We start from the raw sequence: 16,471 nt of genomic DNA, 5'->3' as shown, positions 1-16,471 counted from the left end.
AGAAGCAGAGGATTGCTGCGAGCGAGATTGAGTTGCAGCAAGACTGAAAAGGACTAAAAAAAATGAGATGCGGGATAAAGTTTTCATGATGTAAATAGTGATTGAGATATAGTTATGACGATAATTTAGCACAACCGTTACATCAATATTTTAACTTATTGCTAAGTCATTGATAGCATTACCATTAATATTTTGGACATTAACCATCATGATGATATTCAACTCTATTTTAAGCAAATGGTAGTCTTTGTACAAATTATTTATCTTCTGAGCAGGAAGTAGCAAACCTCCCTCAGCACCAAATATTTAACTTATTATAATCACCAATTAAGAACCTTTATATAAAATATATTTTAGAATAAGCTTCAAAAATCATACTTTGTGCTGCGCTCGGAATTAAAATAAAACTAATGGCATTAAGCAGCGAAAACTCCCGTCCGATACCAGCAAATGAAGTTGAGCGTTTAAAAGTGCTCGCAGATTTCGACCCAGATTACACTGATTTACAAAGCAACTTTGAGAATTTAACAGCGCTTGCAGCAAAAATTTCTGGCAGTCATATTTCTTTAGTAAATCTTATTGATTCTTTTACGCAGTGGTCTGTTTCTAATTATGGTTTAGATATAGATCAAATGCCGCGTGAGGAATCTATTTGCCAATATACCATAGCAGGTGATGAACATTTAGAAATCAGCGATTTATCTATAGATGAGCGCTCGAAGGATTTTTTCTACGTAGGCAGTCCGCTAAATTTGCGCCATTATTTTGGCGTTCCTTTAAAAACACCGGGTGGTTATAATATTGGTGCCTTGTGTGTGATGGATGAAACGGCTAAAACCTTAACTCCAGATAAGATAGAATTGCTAAAGCTGCTGGCCAAAGAAGTTGTAGATAAATTGATAAATCTAAAGATCACTCAAAATTTAAAAAATGAGCTTGATGAATCTAAAAAGAGCCAGCGTAAGGCGGCTCATGATATTCGTGGTCCATTATCTGGCGTAACCGGCATTATTGATATCATTCGGAAGCGTGATGTGCAAAATCAAATTTCGGATGTGTTGGATTACATGAAGATGATTGAAAACAGTACCAAAGGTGTTTTAACCCTCACCGAAGAAATACTAAACGAGGAGAAGGTATTGAAAAGTGATGATTTTAATGTGATTACTTTTAAAGATAGATTGGATAAATTATATACACCACAGGCGAAGGCAAAAAATATCTTCTTCAAGGTAATTGTAGGTGCTGCAAATCATAACGTTAATTTTTCTAAATATAAGCTGTTAACAATCGCCGGGAACTTAATTTCTAATGCGATAAAATTTAGTTCTGATTATGGCACGGTAACGGTAAAACTCGATTTAAGTGTGGTTGATAAAGAAAAAACCTTAAAAATTGATGTTTCTGATAATGGAAATGGATTGAGTCAAGAATCAGTAGATAAGATTTTGAATGGGCAGTTGGAATCGAGCGATGGGACATCTGGTGAACGAGGTTATGGTTTAGGTTTGCCAATGGTTACTGAAAATGTTAAAAGCCTTAATGGTACAATGGAAATAACATCACAAGAGGGTTGGGGAACAAATTTCGAAATTACCATACCTTTATCTTAATTTACCGCCAATATATAGCGTTATAATGTTTTACAACAGGACATGCGTATTTATTGCGCCAAGGGCTATAAATGGTGAAAATGAATAGAAGGAATAATATAAATATTCATTTTGTTCGTTTAATAATTCAAGAGATAAAAACCGCCCTCCTGCTAATTTAAAATCATATTTCATCCTATTTAGTAGGTCATAAAATAGATCAATTAACAAAAGATGGGTGGAATTTGGGCAGATGACGATTTGGATAAGCTTTGTATTCAATCTAATTTCATACATTGAATTTTTAAAGCTATAAAATGCCGCTAATGGGAGCTGAAAAGATTGTAAACATAGATGAGTGAAAAAGAAGTTATGATCTCTCAAACTGGTTATCTCCAATTGTTAAATGCCATAGAAATGCCTTCTGTAGTGGTAGGTGTTTCTGCAACAAACTTTAAGTTTGTTGCAGCAAACCGAGCATGGCTTTCTTTTTTTGATCTTACCGAAAAAAGCTTAGCGGATTTAACCATTACGGAATTAAATGCCATTTACAACAATCGTTTGGCTGGGGTAGAAAATTTTTTCATCAACCTAAAAGAAAATTTTTATTCAGCAACTGAAAATGCATCTTTGAATGCAAAAACAATTGAAAATCATCATCTTACTTGCCATTTAATTGATGTTGATGAAGATGGAAACCGATATTTCTTGCATAAAATTGGCATGAATGATCTTCCAATTTCGGCAACCAATAATCGCTTTGGCAATACTAAAGTTTTGGATGCCTTAGTAATGGAAGGTTTGGATATGATTGCTGTGATTGACGCGGGTGGAAATTATTTATATGTAAGTCCAACATCGGAAGGGATTTTAGGATTAAGGCCAGAAGACTTTAAAAATACCAATGCCTTTGATTTTATCCACCCAGATGATGTGCCACTGATTGCTGCGCAGCTTACGAAAGCGTCGCATATCGAAAAAATACTCCTTAAACCATACAGATTTAAAAACGCTGCAGGCAATTGGATGTGGGTGGAAACAATAATCAGTAATAAATTAAACGACCCTGATATAAGAGGACTCGTAGCAAACTCTAGAGATATAACCGAACGCACACTTGATAAAATTAAGGCAGAAATTAGTAATGAGCGATATAGATATGCAGCAATGGCCACAAGCGATGCAATTTGGGATTGGGATATTGCAAGTGGCACCTTAATTTGGGCCGAAAATTTTAGATTACTATTCGGTTATACAGAGCAAGAACTTAATTCAGATATGAAATCATGGATGAATAAAATTCATCCACAAGATGTGTCACGGGTGGCTAATGCCATAAATGCTGCCGTTGATACCAAAGAAACAGCCTGGAGTAGCGAATATCGATTTTTGAAAAACGACGGTCAATATGCAATTGTACTTGATAAAGGTTTTATCATTAGAGATGAATTTGGTAAAGCCTTAAGGATGGTGGGTGCGATGCATGACATCACCACAAAAAGGAAGGAAGAGCAGCGGCTGCAACTTTTAGAATCTGTTGTGCTGAATACTACAGATTCTGTGGTGGTAACGCAGGTAGAGTTTGGGGAAGTGCAGATTCCTAAAATTATTTATGTAAATAATGCTTTTACCTTAATGACAGGTTATTTGCCGGAGGATGTTGTAGGTAAATCGGCAAAAATTTTAGAAGGACCAAAAACCGACCAGCAAGAACTTGATAGGGTTATTTACAATCTAAATAATGGTTACTCTTGCGAAGCAAACTTAATCAACTATAAAAAAAATGGCGAAGAGTTTTGGAATAATTTTTCCATCACACCGGTTGCCAATGAAAAGGGTGTTTTTGATCGCTCAATTTCTATTCAACGCGATGTAACCAAAATAAAAACCGACGAAATACGTAAGAAGCTATTTAATGATATTGCAGCATCATTTAATAGTCCTGGCACTTTGGGCGATATACTTGCGGTGGTTTTGGCCACAATAAATAAAAGCACATGTTTTGATATATCCGAAATTTGGTTGCCTGATACTTACAAAAGGAGTTTGAAACTTTTTGCTAAAAAAACTGAGCTTAAGGAAGGAATCCAGTTTCACGAAGAAACAAAAGATATCAAGAAAATACCTAAGGGAAAGAGCTTAGAAGGTAGTGTTTGGGAAATGATGGACATGCAAATCCTCGATAATTTAGAAGATCCTGCTGATTTCTCCCGAAGTTTTGCGGCTTTGCATATTGGCGCTAATAATGCCATCGGGCTTCCATTGGTGCATAGTGGAGCCTTTATCGGTGTATTGATTTTGATAGGTGATATAAAAGCCCAATCTTCAGCACAAGCTATAATTGGAGAAGAATTAGGAAAATTTTTAGGTGCGGAAATCAGGCGGAAACAGTTGGAGAACGAACTGGACCAAATTTTTAATTTCGCACCAGATATTATTGCGGTGTTTAATTATAAAGGTTTTTTCAGAAAGATAAATCTTGCTGCATGCGAACTTCTGGGTTATTCGGATAATGAATTGCTGAGTGAGCCTGCAACTCATTTTATACATCCAGATGATAGGAAGAAAACAATAGAGGCCGTAAAAATTGCGATTAATAATGAAATTTCTCATTTTGAAAACAGATACATTACCAAAGCTGGTAAAACAATTTGGCTATCGTGGACGGCTACTTCAGTTGTTGAAGAAGGTTCAATTTTCGCGGTAGGAAAGGATATCACCGAGCGAAAAAATCTAGAAGTCCTTCTTTACAAATCAAACAGTCTCGCCCTTATTGGAAGTTGGGAAATCGATCCGAGGGCGGGAAATGTATATTGCTCTAAAGTGGCCTGTGAAATTATAGAGGCACCCGATGGTTTTAAACCTGATGCAAAGGTAATATCCCGCTTTTTTGGTGCGGCAAATGATAAGGCAAGAAACGGCTTAAGCGATACTGTTTGTTTAGAAAGTTTAGAAAATTGGGATGAAGAAATACAGGTAGAAACTTTAAATGGAAAATTAAAGTGGATTAGAACCATTGGGCAAACGGAAATTGTAAATAACAAATGTGTAAGGGCTTATGGAAGTATTCAAGATATTAGTGTTCGGAAGATAGCCGAAATCGATTTCGCACAAGCCAATAAGGCATTGGCCGAATCGCAAAAACGTTATCAAGAACTGTTTCATGTTAGTCCGCTACCCATGTGGGTTTACGATTTTGAAACCTTAAAGTTTCTTGATGTAAACCGGGCTGCGGTTGAAAATTATGGCTTTACACGAAATGAGTTTTTAAAAATGAGTATCCGCGACATTAGACCAGAAACAGAATTGGCTGCTTTGGAAAAAAGAATAATGGATAATTCGAAGCACAGAAATGTTTTCAGGGGTACATTTCAACACCTTACAAAAGATTCAAGGTTGATAAATGTTGATATTAAAACCAATCCGATTGTATTTAACGGGCGAAAGGCAAAGCTGGTTGTTGCCAATGATATTACCGAGCGACTGCATTATATTAATACTGTAGAAGCGCAGAATGAAAAGTTGAAGGAAATTGCATGGATACAATCGCACATTGTACGGGCACCTTTAGCAAGAATATTAGCCTTAACAGATATGCTAAGCAGCTCTGCAAATCAGAAAAAACTATCTGAAAACGAGATTGTTAAGCACATTGAGAGTTCGGCAAAAGAACTTGATGATATCATAAGAGATATAACCATCAAATCTGATGCTTCTAAAATTTAATTAATGGACAGAAAAATATTGGTTATTGATGATGATAGCCTGATACTGATGATACATGAGGCAAAATTGGAAGATGAAACCAATTGTGCTTGTGCATATTTTGATAATGCAAAATCGGCCTTATCCCATATTATTGAGGTAGGTAAGAGTATGCAGTTTCTGCTTTTGCTAGATATCAATATGCCGGTAATGAATGGTTGGGATTTGCTTGATGAGATTAAAAACTACCAATTTAAAGATAATATTCTAACCGTTATGGTTACATCTTCTGTAAATGAAGCCGATAAACAAAAAGCAGAACAGTATGATATGGTTGTAGATTTTTTGAGTAAACCACTTAAGACACGCCACATCGATCGCCTAAGAAATATTGCAGAAGTGGCACCATTTTTTAAAGAAGCTGTACCAAATCAAAACGTGTAGTTACACAAAGTGATTAATAAGCAACACACCTAGTAAGCCTGCTATAGAGACGATGCTTTCCATCATAGTCCAGGTTTTAAAGGTTTCTTTTAAGGTAAGGTTAAAGTATTCTTTAAACATCCAAAAACCTGTATCGTTTACATGAGAGAACATCAAACTGCCTGCACCTACGGCCAAAACCATTAATTCGGGAGAAGCTCCTGTTCCAATAAGCGGTAAAACAATGCCCGATGCGGTTAGTGCAGCAACTGTAGCTGAGCCCAATGTTACGCGAAGCGAAGCTGTGATGAGCCATGCTAAAAATAAAGGGGAGAGATTAAGGTTTGCGGTGAGCGTTTTTACCGTTTCTCCTACGCCACTATCAACTAAAATTTGTTTAAAAGCACCACCAGCAGCAATAATTAATATAATCATTGCGATACTTTTTACGCCTTCTACACAAGATTCCATGGCTTTGGACATGCTAACCTCCTGAACAAAAACCGTAATTAGCACTGCGATGAGCAGGGCAGCAGTTGGGTCGGCCAGGAAAACGAAAACTGGTTTAGAAAAGTAAGGATTGGTAAATGTAACGCCCAAAGTTCCTGCAACGATTAGCAAAACAGGCAATAATGCAGTGCTAAAACTTTTTAATCCCGATGGAAGATTTTCATCTTCAGTTAATACAAAGGTTTTAGATGACCCGGCATTTTCATTTTTAATAATTAGCCTTGGGAAATAAATGCCAGCAATAATTGCAATCGGGATGCTTAAGCCTAGACCAAAAATTAAGGTTTTGCCTAAATCTGCATGAAATATTGCCGCCAACGCTACCGGACCCGGATGCGGAGGTAAAAATCCGTGGGTTACAGAAAGCGCTGCCGCCATCGGGATGCCAATATACAATTTTGATAAACCTGTTGCAGAGGCAATAGCAAATACTAACGGAATTAAAACCACAAATCCTGCGTTGTAAAATAGCGGAATACCAACCAGTAAGCCTGTTAATAAAACGGCCCATTGTATGTTTTTCTGCCCGAATAATTTAATTAAAATAAATACAATTTTTTTGGCAGAATCGCTATCTTCAATAAGTTTACCCATCATGGCACCCAAAGCAAGAACCATTACCATACTGCCGAGTGTACTACCTATGCCATTACTTACCGAACCCATAACTTTTGCAGCCGGCATACCCAAAAATAATCCGGTTAAAATAGCTACAAAAAGCAATGCAATCATCGGGTTTAACTTTTTAATGATTAGTATAAAAAGCAACACAATTCCGGCAAGTACAATAAGTAACGACATATTATTTATTTAGGTGATGAAGATGATGCATGGTTAGATGTAGATTTGCATACAGTTCTTTAAATATGAGAAAATTTCTTTGATACTTTAAATGATTTGAATAATCTGGCGATATAATCTGTTGATTTTCCGATCCATTTGTTGGATAAGATTCGGTTAAGCCAGTCGCTTTTGCAGCTAAATAAGCGGCACCAACTGCTGATGCATCTTCTTCGGAAATTAATACTAATTTTTTTCCGGTCACATCGGCCAGTATTTGCATCCAGGTTTTTGAATGTACAAAACCGCCACTAACGTTAATTTGCTTAATTGGATTTGCAGCATCTTCTACTGTTTTCATTACATCGTTTAAGGCATAACAAATTCCTTCTACAATTGCTTTAGCCATGTGGCTTTGTTCATGTTGTAATGTTAAACCAAAAAAAGTTCCGCAGGCTTCACTATTCCAAATCGGGGCTCGTTCGCCAGTTAAATAGGGCAGGAAAATTAGTCCGTTGCTTCCTGCAGCAATACCTTCAATAGAATCGAATAATACTTCATAATCTTCATCACTCAACGTTTTCTTGCCAAAAACATTTTTTAAAAGCCATTGAATCGCAATACCTCCATTATTTATTGGTCCGCCACAAATAAAGGTATTGGTATCTAAAATGTAACTAAAAGGCATTGCAACTCGATTAAAAATTGGTTTTGAACTTGCTAGTCTTAATGCGCCACTTGTGCCAATGGTTATTGCAGCAACTCCGTTTTCTATTGCTTCGCTACCTAAATTGGCCAGGCAGCCATCAGAAGCGCCAATTACAAAGGTGGTATTGAGGTTTGGAAAAATAAGCTTTGCGGTTGATTGTAAGTTGGAATTTTTAAAGTCGGTTTGAACGGGAGTGGATAATCTTTCAGCATTTAAACCTGTTTGTTGAAGTGCTTGCTCATCCCAATTTAAGGTATGGATGTTAAACAATCCGGTGGCTGATGCTATGGAAAAATCTACTTTAAATTCGCCAAAGAGTTTAAACCAGATATATTCTTTTATGGATATAAATTTATGTGTTTTAGCAAACAGCCCAGGCTCATGCTCGGCAAGCCAAATTATTTTACAAAGTGGCGACATGGCATGAATTGGTGTTCCTGTAGCTTGGTAAATGGCTAAACCTGTTTTGGTTGCGCTTAGTTTTCGGGCAATATCTGCACTTCTATTATCAGCCCAGGTTATCATTGGTGCTAACGGTGTGCAATCTTCATCAACTAAAATTAAGCTATGCATGGCCGAACTTAAGCCAATAGTAACTGGTGCCGAACCTAATTTGGTTTGAAGTTCATTAATGCAATTGATAAATGCCTGCCAGATAAGTTCAGGGTTTTGTTCATTATAACCCGCTTTTGGTGTTTCAGTTGGGTAGAACAACTGAGCGGAAGCAATAGGCTGGTAAAGCATATTTAAAGCCACTGCTTTTGTGCTTCCAGTACCAATGTCTATGCCGGCAATGTATTTCATTCGTTTAGGTTTGAGCTGCAATTTAAGTTTTTGAAACTGAAATTTAAGTCTAAAATTAATTGCACTATAAAGTTTTAACGCTGCCAATTGTAAAGTAGTAATTTATATTTTGCCAAATGATTGTAAACCAAAAACAATTTAAAACATATCTTTACTTGGTAAATAAATGAATGAATTTGAGTAATTAATATGCCTACATTATGCCGGATATGGTTAGTCGTATTTCTTTAATTTTCAAGAGGGTGACCATTGAAAGTAATACTGTATTTGTGTGCGTACAAAAGATTACATAGCAAAGTATCATATCATTTTAAAAAATATCATAAGACATTACTAAATTTTAGATTGACGATTTATGAATGATGAATTGAAAAATATAATTATTTACAATAATCCTAGTGGTGAAGTTAGAGTAGATGTTTTTGTGCAGGATGAAACCGTTTGGCTTACGCAAAAATCGTTGGCTGAATTATTTGATACTTCTACTCAAAATATAACAACCCATCTTAAAAATATTTATGCAGGTGCTGAATTACAAGAGGATGCAACTTGTAAAGAAATTTTACAAGTTCAAAGGGAGGGTAATAGAGAAGTTTCTCGAAATACTAAATTTTACAACTTGGACGCCATCATTTCGGTAGGTTACAGAGTAAACAGTAGCAAAGCTACCCAGTTTAGAATTTGGGCTACACAAACCCTAAAAGAGTTTATCATTAAAGGTTTCGTGCTGGATGATAACCGACTGAAACAAGGTCAAACCCTGTTTGGCAAAGATTATTTCAAGGAATTATTGCGTAGAGTTCGTTCCATAAGAGCGAGCGAACGTAGAATATACCAACAAGTCACAGATATTTTTGCAGAGTGCAGTATTAATTATGATAAAAATGCTGAAATAACCAAGAACTTTTATGCTATGGTGCAAAACAAATTTCACTATGCTATAACAGGTAGAACAGCGGCAGAAATTATATACCAATTGGCAGACAAAACAAAAGATAATATGGGTCTTAGCACATGGAAAAATGCACCGGATGGGCGAATAATAAAAACTGATGTCTTGATCGCTAAAAATTATTTACAGGAAAAGGAAATAAGCCAATTAGAAAGAACTATAACAGGATATTTTGATTACATTGAGGGTTTGATTGAGAGAGAGAACACTTTTACAATGGAACAATTGGCAGAAAGTGTGAATAAGTTTTTAACCTTTAATGAGTATAAAATTCTACAAGGGAAGGGCATGATTTCTAAACTTCAGGCAGATAAAAGAGCAATTAAAGAATATGATGAGTTTAATAAAACTCAAAAAATTATTTCAGATTTTGACAAGCTGCTGAAGAAAACAGATTTATGATCTCATATTTATGTATTCCGATTTGAAATTTAGGAAGGGAATACATACAATCCTTATTTACACCTCGTAATTTGTAAATAAATTGGATTAGCAAAAAAGCAATACCCGTTGTAGCAACTTTCAGTTGTTCGAATACAGTATTATCCGTAACATCTACCAAAAAAACCTTATTCCTATCTTTCAAAGCACAAAAGAATCTTTAAGGATTACTTTAAAAGCTTCGATGTACCCAACTTCATTATAACTTCATAAATCTGTAGTTATTTCGTATCGTAATTAATCAAAAGGATAGCCCTAAACTACTGAAGTGTTTATATCTGCTTTTACGCAGATAAAATCTTTATAGCAAGTCTGTCACTGCGGTTAATTTATAAAAAAACTAAATCAGATAAAATCAGTAAAAAAAGATGAAGAGAAATGTCATTTTCCTTGGCTTGTGTGCTTTACTTTACGTAACAGGCTGTAAACCGAAAAAAGAAGAAAAAGAAGAAGTTGTTACTTATGCGGTTACCTCACCGTTAAAAATCGATACTTCCTTTACTAAAGAGTATGTTTCTCAGATTAAATCTGTTAGAAATATAGAAATCAGAGCGCTTGAAAAAGGCTATTTACAAAATATTTATGTAGATGAAGGTCAGCATGTACGAGCTGGGCAGGTGCTATTCAGGATTATGCCAAAAATGCTTCAAGCAGAATTGTTAAAGGCACAGGCAGAAACCAAATCTGCTGAGATTGAACTAGAAAACACAAAATTACTTACCGATAAAAATGTAGTTTCTAAAAATGAGCTGGCCATGGCTAAAGCCAAATTGCAGGCAGCCAATGCAGAAACCTCATTAGCAAAAATGCATTTGGGTTTTACAGAAATCCGTGCACCATTTGATGGCACAATAGATCGCATTCCATTTAAATTGGGAAGTATGGTTGATGAGGGTGCATTGCTTACCAGCTTATCTGATAATAGTCAGGTTTTTGCTTATTTCAATGTATCCGAACCCGAATATTTAAATTATCAATCTGCCGCAAAAGTAAAAGGACAACAAGAGGTTGGATTGTTATTGGCTAATAATGAATTACTAAAATCTAAAGGCAAGGTAGAAGTTATCGAAAGTGAATTTAATAACGAAACGGGTAACATTGCCTTCAGGGCCAGGTTTACTAATACCGATAATTTATTAAGAAACGGCGAAACAGGTAAAATCCAAATGGTTGTACCGCTAAAAAATGCATTGGTTATTCCTCAAAAAGCAACCTACGATATTCAGGATAAAACATACGTTTTTGTTCTCGATGGTAAAAATAAGGTCCATTCAAGGGTGATAACCATTGCAAGTGAACTACCTGATTTATATGTAATAGGTGATGGCCTTGCTCTAGGCGATAAGATTTTATTGGAAGGTGTGCAAAAAGTTAAAGATGATGATAAAATCACCTATAAATTTCAGCAACCGCAAGAAGTCATCAAACAGTTGAGATTAAAAACAGAATAATCTAAATCCTCCATACTTATTTTATGTTTAGCAAATTCATACAAAGGCCCGTCCTTTCTATCGTTATATCGCTTGTAATTGTGTTTTTGGGTGTTTTAGCCATTAGCTATCTCCCTGTAACTCAATTTCCATCCATATCTCCACCCAAAGTTAATATCACGGCAGAATATCCCGGAGCAAATAACGAATTACTTATTAAATCGGTTGTTATTCCGTTAGAGCGAGCGTTAAACGGCGTACCAGGAATGAAATACATTGCTTCTGATGCCGGAAACGACGGTGAAGCATCTATACAGGTTGTATTTAACTTGGGAACAGATCCAAACCAGGCATCATTAAATGTTCAAAACCGTGTGGCTGCGGTAACCAATAAGTTGCCGCCTTTGGTAGTAAGAGAAGGGGTTAAAATCACTCGTGAGGAATCTAATATGTTGATGTACATCAACTTATATAGTAAAGATCCGAAAATGAACCAAAATTTCCTCTACAACTTTGCCGATATCAATTTACTTTCGGAATTGAAAAGGATTGATGGCGTTGGTTTTGCAGATATTTTGGGTGATAGGGATTATGCCATGCGAATTTGGTTAAAGCCCGACCGAATGCAGGCTTACAAAATTTCTGTTGATGAGGTGATGAAATCGCTTGATGAACAAAGTTTAGAAGCATCGCCAGGTAAAACAGGCGAAAGCTCAGGAAGAAGATCTCAAGCTTTTGAATATGTATTAAAATATTCAGGTCGTTTTAATACCAAAGAGGGTTACGAAAACATTGTGTTAAGGGCAAATGCCAATGGCGAAATGTTGCGTTTAAAAGATGTAGCTGATGTAGATTTTAGTGCTTCGGCTTACAATCTGTATTCTACTTTAAACGGCAAAGCATCGGCGGCTATCGTTTTAAAACAATCGTACGGAAGTAACGCCACTCAGGTTATTAAAGATGTTAAGGCTAAAATGGCCGAAATCAAAGCCAGCTCTTTTCCTAAAGGTTTAGATTATGAAGTGAGTTATGATGTATCAAAATTCTTGGATGCATCTATAGAAAAGGTAATTCACACTTTGGTAGAAGCTTTTATTTTGGTAGGATTGGTTGTATTTCTATTTCTGGGCGATTGGCGTTCTACCGTTATTCCAGCTATTGCCGTTCCGGTTTCGCTCATTGGAACCTTTGTTTTCATGTCTTTCTTCGGCATTACGCTAAATTTGATTACACTTTTTGCATTGGTATTGGCGATAGGGGTGGTTGTGGATGATGCAATTGTGGTTATTGAGGCGGTACATGCAAAAATGGAACATGATCGAAAAATGTCAGTTCTGAGGGCGACGCAAGAGGCGATGAAAGAAATTAGTGGAGCCATTATCGCCATTACTTTCTTAATGGCATCGGTATTTATTCCGGTTACGTTCATGTCTGGTCCGGTGGGTATTTTTTATCGTCAGTTTTCCATAACCATGGCTACGGCAATTATTCTTTCGGGTATTGTTGCACTTACACTAACACCTGCTTTATGCGCAATCATGTTGAAAAACGGTCATGGCGCACCTAAAAAGAAAACCATAGTAGATAAATTTCTTGATGGATTTAACAATGGCTTTGCCAAACTTTCGGGTAAATATGAGTTGGTTTTAACCAAAGTTGTTAGTCGCAGGTTATTAACTTTTGGCGTACTGATTGTGTTCTGCCTAGGAATTTGGGGTTTAAGTAGTAGCGTTCCATCTGGTTTTATTCCAAATGAAGACCAGGGAATGGTTTATGCCATTATTCAAACGCCGCCAGGTTCTACTTTAGAGCGTACCGACCAGATAGCGGAGAAACTTCAAAAAATGTGCGAGGATATTGATGGCGTAAAATCTGTTTCATCGCTCGCAGGTTACGAAATTTTAACCGAAGGTACTGGTTCAAACTCGGGTACATGTTTGATCAATTTAAAAGATTGGGATGAACGAAAAAGTTCTGCTCAGGATATCATTAAAGAATTAGAAGAAAAATCTAAATCTATTCCTGGTGCTGCTATAGAGTTTTTCCAGCCACCGGCAGTTCCGGGTTATGGTGCTGCAGGCGGTTTTGAACTTCGTTTGCTTGATAAAGCAGGAAGCGGCGATTATAGAAAAATGGAAACCGTTGCAAATGATTTTGTTAGAGAACTAAATAAGCGCAAAGAGTTATCATCTGTTTTTACTTTTTACAGCGCAAGTTTTCCTCAATACATGTTGAAGATAGACAACGATATTGCCCAGCAAAAAGGCGTTACGATTGATAATGCCATGAATACGCTATCTACGTTTGTAGGTAGTAATTACGAAACCAGCTTTATAAAATACGACCGTCAATATAAAGTTATGGTTCAGGCCTTGCCACAGTATAGGGCTTTGCCAAGTGATATCTTAAAACTTTCGGTTAAAAACGATAAAGATGAAATGGTTCCATTTTCAGCTTTTATGACCATGGATAAAGTATACGGACTATCAGAAATTACTCGTCACAACATGTACAATGCTGCAGAAATTAGTGGTCAATCTGCTTCGGGCTATAGTTCTGGTGAGGCTATTGCAGCAATAACCGAAGTAGCTAAGAAAACTTTGCCTCGCGGTTTCGGGATAGATTGGGCAGGGATTTCCAAAGATGAAGTATCGCGTGGAAATGAAGCTATTTATATCTTTTTAATCTGTTTGGGCTTTGTTTATCTGGTGCTTGCCGCTCAGTATGAAAGCTTTATCCTGCCATTATCTGTTATTCTATCATTACCAGTTGGAATTTTTGGTGCATTTCTTTTCTTAAAGCTTTTAGGTTTGGAGAATAACATCTACGCCCAGGTTGCCATGGTTATGCTAATTGGTTTGCTTGGTAAAAACGCAGTTTTAATAGTAGAGTTTGCCACACAAAGACAGGCGCAGGGTGCAACAATTTTAAAAGCTGCAATGGAAGGTGCAAGTGTACGTTTCCGACCAATTCTAATGACATCATTCGCATTTATCGCAGGTTTAATCCCGTTGATGATAGCAAGCGGTCCGGGTAAGATCGGTAACCGAACAATTGGTTCTGCCGCTGCTGGCGGTATGCTTTTCGGAACCATATTCGGGGTAATTGTTATCCCAGGCTTGTACTTTGTTTTCGGAACAATTGCAGCAAAACATAAGCTGATAAAAATTGAAGAAGAACATCCATTAACTGAAGAAATAGAAGATAATGTTTAAGAGAAATATTTATAGATACTTAGGTTTAGTATTAATATGTGCAGCATACGCTGCTTGTAAAGTGCCCGAATTTGCGCAACGTAACGAAAATAAAAACGTTCCTGCTGGTTTTAACAACCTAACAGACAGCACAAATACTGGTAAATTACAATGGCGACAATTTTTTACCGATCCTAATTTGGTAAGCTTGATTGATACCGCAATAAAAAACAATCAGGAACTAAACGTAACGCTTCAAGAAATTGAGATTGCTAAAAACGAAATAAAATCTAGAAAGGGTGATTTATTACCAACTTTAGGTTATCGTGTTGGAGCAGGATTGGAGAAAGTTGGGCGATACACAAGTTCTGGTGCGGGCGATGCTTCTACAGATATCACTCCAGGTAGAGAAGTACCCGATGTTTTACCTGATTATGCTTTTGGCTTGCAAGCAAATTGGGAAGCTGACATTTGGCATAAACTTAGAAATGCTAAGAAAGCTGCTGTTACCAGATATCTATCTACAGTAGAAGGAAGAAATTTCGTTATCACCAATTTGGTTGCTGAAGTTGCCAATTCATACTACGAATTGCTGGCACTTGATAATCAATTGGCTATTGTAAAACAGAATATCGCCTTGCAAAGTAATGCTTTAGAATTAATGAAGATTCAAAAGCAGGCAACACGGGTTACTGAACTTGCCGTAAGAAAATTCGAAGCTGAGGTTTTAAGTTCTAAAAGCCTTGAATTTGATATCCTGCAAAACATTACAGAGAGCGAAAATAAAATCAATTACCTGTTAGGTCGCTTCCCGCAACCAATTGTTAGAGATAAGGGAAGTTTTACAGATTTGGTACCACCAACTGTTCAAGTTGGTTTGCCGGCACAGTTATTGGCAAATCGCCCTGATATAAAGCAAGCTGAATTAGATTTGGCAGCAGCGAAATTGGATGTTCAGGTTGCAAAAGCACAATTTTATCCATCATTAGGTATATCTGCAACTATTGGTTATCAGGCATTTAATCCATCTTATTTATTGAGAACTCCCGAATCGTTAGCTTATTCTTTAGCAGCAGATTTGGCCGGACCACTAATTAACAGAAATGCAATAAAAGCAGAATATGCGACTGCAAATGCAAAACAATTGCAGGCTGTTTTTAACTATGAGAAAACAATTTTAAATGGATATGTTGAGGTTGCAAATCAGTTGTCAAACATTACAAACCTTCAAAAAAGTTACGATTTAAAATCGAAACAAGTTTTGGCACTAACGCAGTCTATAGATATTTCGAACGATTTATTTAAAGCAGCTAGAGCCGATTATTTTGAAGTTTTGATGACTCAGCGTGATGCCTTGCAATCTAAACTAGAGCTTATTGAAACCAAGAAACAACAATTAAATGCAGTCGTAAATATCTACCACGCACTTGGTGGCGGATGGAATTAACTGAAAAAATGGTTTGAAGTTGAGTATTAAAATAACTTATTTTTCGATTTGTCGTGTTGAGTTTGCGAGATTTTTAGAATCAGTATTTACTAAATTTGACACGTTAAGCCTGTCGAAACGTTTTCAACTAGCGTTTAACTCGTGTTGGATTCTTGAACTAAATAAGAAAAGCGGCTGAAATAAATTCAGGGTGACGTAAACTAAAAAAAAGCAGCTTATTCATAAGGTTTCTGTTTATCACCATATTGTTTATACGACACGTCTTGCTGAATTTATTTCAGCATCTTCCTGCAAATAAGACCCTGAAATAAATTCAGGGTGACGTAAATTTAAAAAAAGCAGCTTATTTATAAGTTTGCTGTTTTATCGCCGTATTGCTTATTCGACACGTCTTGCTGAATTTATTTCAGCATCTTTCCTGCAAATAAGACCCTGAAATAAATTCAGGGTGACGTAAACTAAGGAAAGGGAGGTTATTAATATT

9 protein-coding genes are annotated in these 16,471 nt (G+C 36.5%); 7 read left to right on the top strand and 2 right to left on the bottom strand.

The window, feature by feature from the left end; all coding sequences use genetic code 11:
* Nucleotides 1–410 precede the first annotated feature (410 nt).
* From D7004_RS15645 to D7004_RS15635, 3 genes are all read left to right on the top strand, one after another.
* Entirely contained in the window at nt 411–1,613 is a 1,203-nt protein-coding gene (locus D7004_RS15645; protein ID WP_123206775.1) for a GAF domain-containing sensor histidine kinase, read from the top strand.
* A 333-nt stretch (nt 1,614–1,946) separates the two neighbouring features.
* Nucleotides 1,947–5,318, top strand: coding sequence for a PAS domain S-box protein (locus D7004_RS15640; RefSeq protein WP_123206774.1), 3,372 nt, complete (start codon nt 1,947–1,949; stop codon nt 5,316–5,318).
* Nucleotides 5,319–5,321: 3 nt separating this feature from the next.
* On the top strand, nt 5,322–5,741 hold the full coding sequence (locus D7004_RS15635) for a response regulator (RefSeq protein WP_123206773.1): 420 nt from the start codon (nt 5,322–5,324) through the stop codon (nt 5,739–5,741).
* Here the strand turns inward: D7004_RS15635 and D7004_RS15630 are convergent, their stop codons facing one another.
* Nucleotides 5,742–7,031, bottom strand: a complete 1,290-nt coding sequence (locus tag D7004_RS15630; protein ID WP_123206772.1) for a gluconate:H+ symporter — start codon at nt 7,029–7,031, stop codon at nt 5,742–5,744.
* A 1-nt stretch (nt 7,032) separates the two neighbouring features.
* Nucleotides 7,033–8,523 carry a gluconokinase gene (locus tag D7004_RS15625; protein ID WP_123206952.1) on the bottom strand — a complete coding sequence of 497 codons (1,491 nt, stop codon included), beginning with the start codon at nt 8,521–8,523 and terminating at the stop codon, nt 7,033–7,035.
* Between the two features lie 355 nt (nt 8,524–8,878).
* Between D7004_RS15625 and D7004_RS15620 the strand changes: the two genes are divergently transcribed.
* The 4 genes from D7004_RS15620 (at nt 8,879) to D7004_RS15600 (ending at nt 15,987) form a co-directional block, all read left to right on the top strand.
* Complete coding sequence (locus D7004_RS15620) at nt 8,879–9,877, top strand: virulence RhuM family protein (RefSeq protein ID WP_123206771.1); 999 nt, start codon at nt 8,879–8,881, stop codon at nt 9,875–9,877.
* A 407-nt stretch (nt 9,878–10,284) separates the two neighbouring features.
* Nucleotides 10,285–11,367: an efflux RND transporter periplasmic adaptor subunit gene (locus tag D7004_RS15610; RefSeq protein WP_123206769.1), complete on the top strand. Its 1,083-nt coding sequence runs from the start codon at nt 10,285–10,287 to the stop codon at nt 11,365–11,367.
* Nucleotides 11,368–11,390: 23 nt separating this feature from the next.
* A complete protein-coding gene (locus D7004_RS15605; protein ID WP_123206768.1) occupies nt 11,391–14,561 on the top strand; it encodes an efflux RND transporter permease subunit in 3,171 nt (1,056 codons plus the stop codon).
* Nucleotides 14,554–15,987, top strand: coding sequence for a TolC family protein (locus D7004_RS15600; RefSeq protein WP_123206767.1), 1,434 nt, complete (start codon nt 14,554–14,556; stop codon nt 15,985–15,987). The genes D7004_RS15605 and D7004_RS15600 overlap by 8 nt, the downstream gene beginning before the upstream one ends.
* Nucleotides 15,988–16,471: the final 484 nt, after the last annotated feature.

This window comes from Pedobacter jejuensis (assembly GCF_003725795.1).
Classification (GTDB): domain Bacteria; phylum Bacteroidota; class Bacteroidia; order Sphingobacteriales; family Sphingobacteriaceae; genus Pedobacter; species Pedobacter jejuensis.
This window is presented reverse-complemented; position numbering and strand designations above follow the sequence as displayed.

Coding starts and splice junctions, on each gene's coding strand:
- D7004_RS15645 (WP_123206775.1), top strand. CDS start 411: ATGGCATTAAGCAGCGAAAACTCCCGTCCGATACCAGCAAATGAAGTT.
- D7004_RS15640 (WP_123206774.1), top strand. CDS start 1,947: ATGAGTGAAAAAGAAGTTATGATCTCTCAAACTGGTTATCTCCAATTG.
- D7004_RS15635 (WP_123206773.1), top strand. CDS start 5,322: ATGGACAGAAAAATATTGGTTATTGATGATGATAGCCTGATACTGATG.
- D7004_RS15630 (WP_123206772.1), bottom strand. CDS start 7,031: ATGTCGTTACTTATTGTACTTGCCGGAATTGTGTTGCTTTTTATACTA.
- D7004_RS15625 (WP_123206952.1), bottom strand. CDS start 8,523: ATGAAATACATTGCCGGCATAGACATTGGTACTGGAAGCACAAAAGCA.
- D7004_RS15620 (WP_123206771.1), top strand. CDS start 8,879: ATGAATGATGAATTGAAAAATATAATTATTTACAATAATCCTAGTGGT.
- D7004_RS15610 (WP_123206769.1), top strand. CDS start 10,285: ATGAAGAGAAATGTCATTTTCCTTGGCTTGTGTGCTTTACTTTACGTA.
- D7004_RS15605 (WP_123206768.1), top strand. CDS start 11,391: ATGTTTAGCAAATTCATACAAAGGCCCGTCCTTTCTATCGTTATATCG.
- D7004_RS15600 (WP_123206767.1), top strand. CDS start 14,554: ATGTTTAAGAGAAATATTTATAGATACTTAGGTTTAGTATTAATATGT.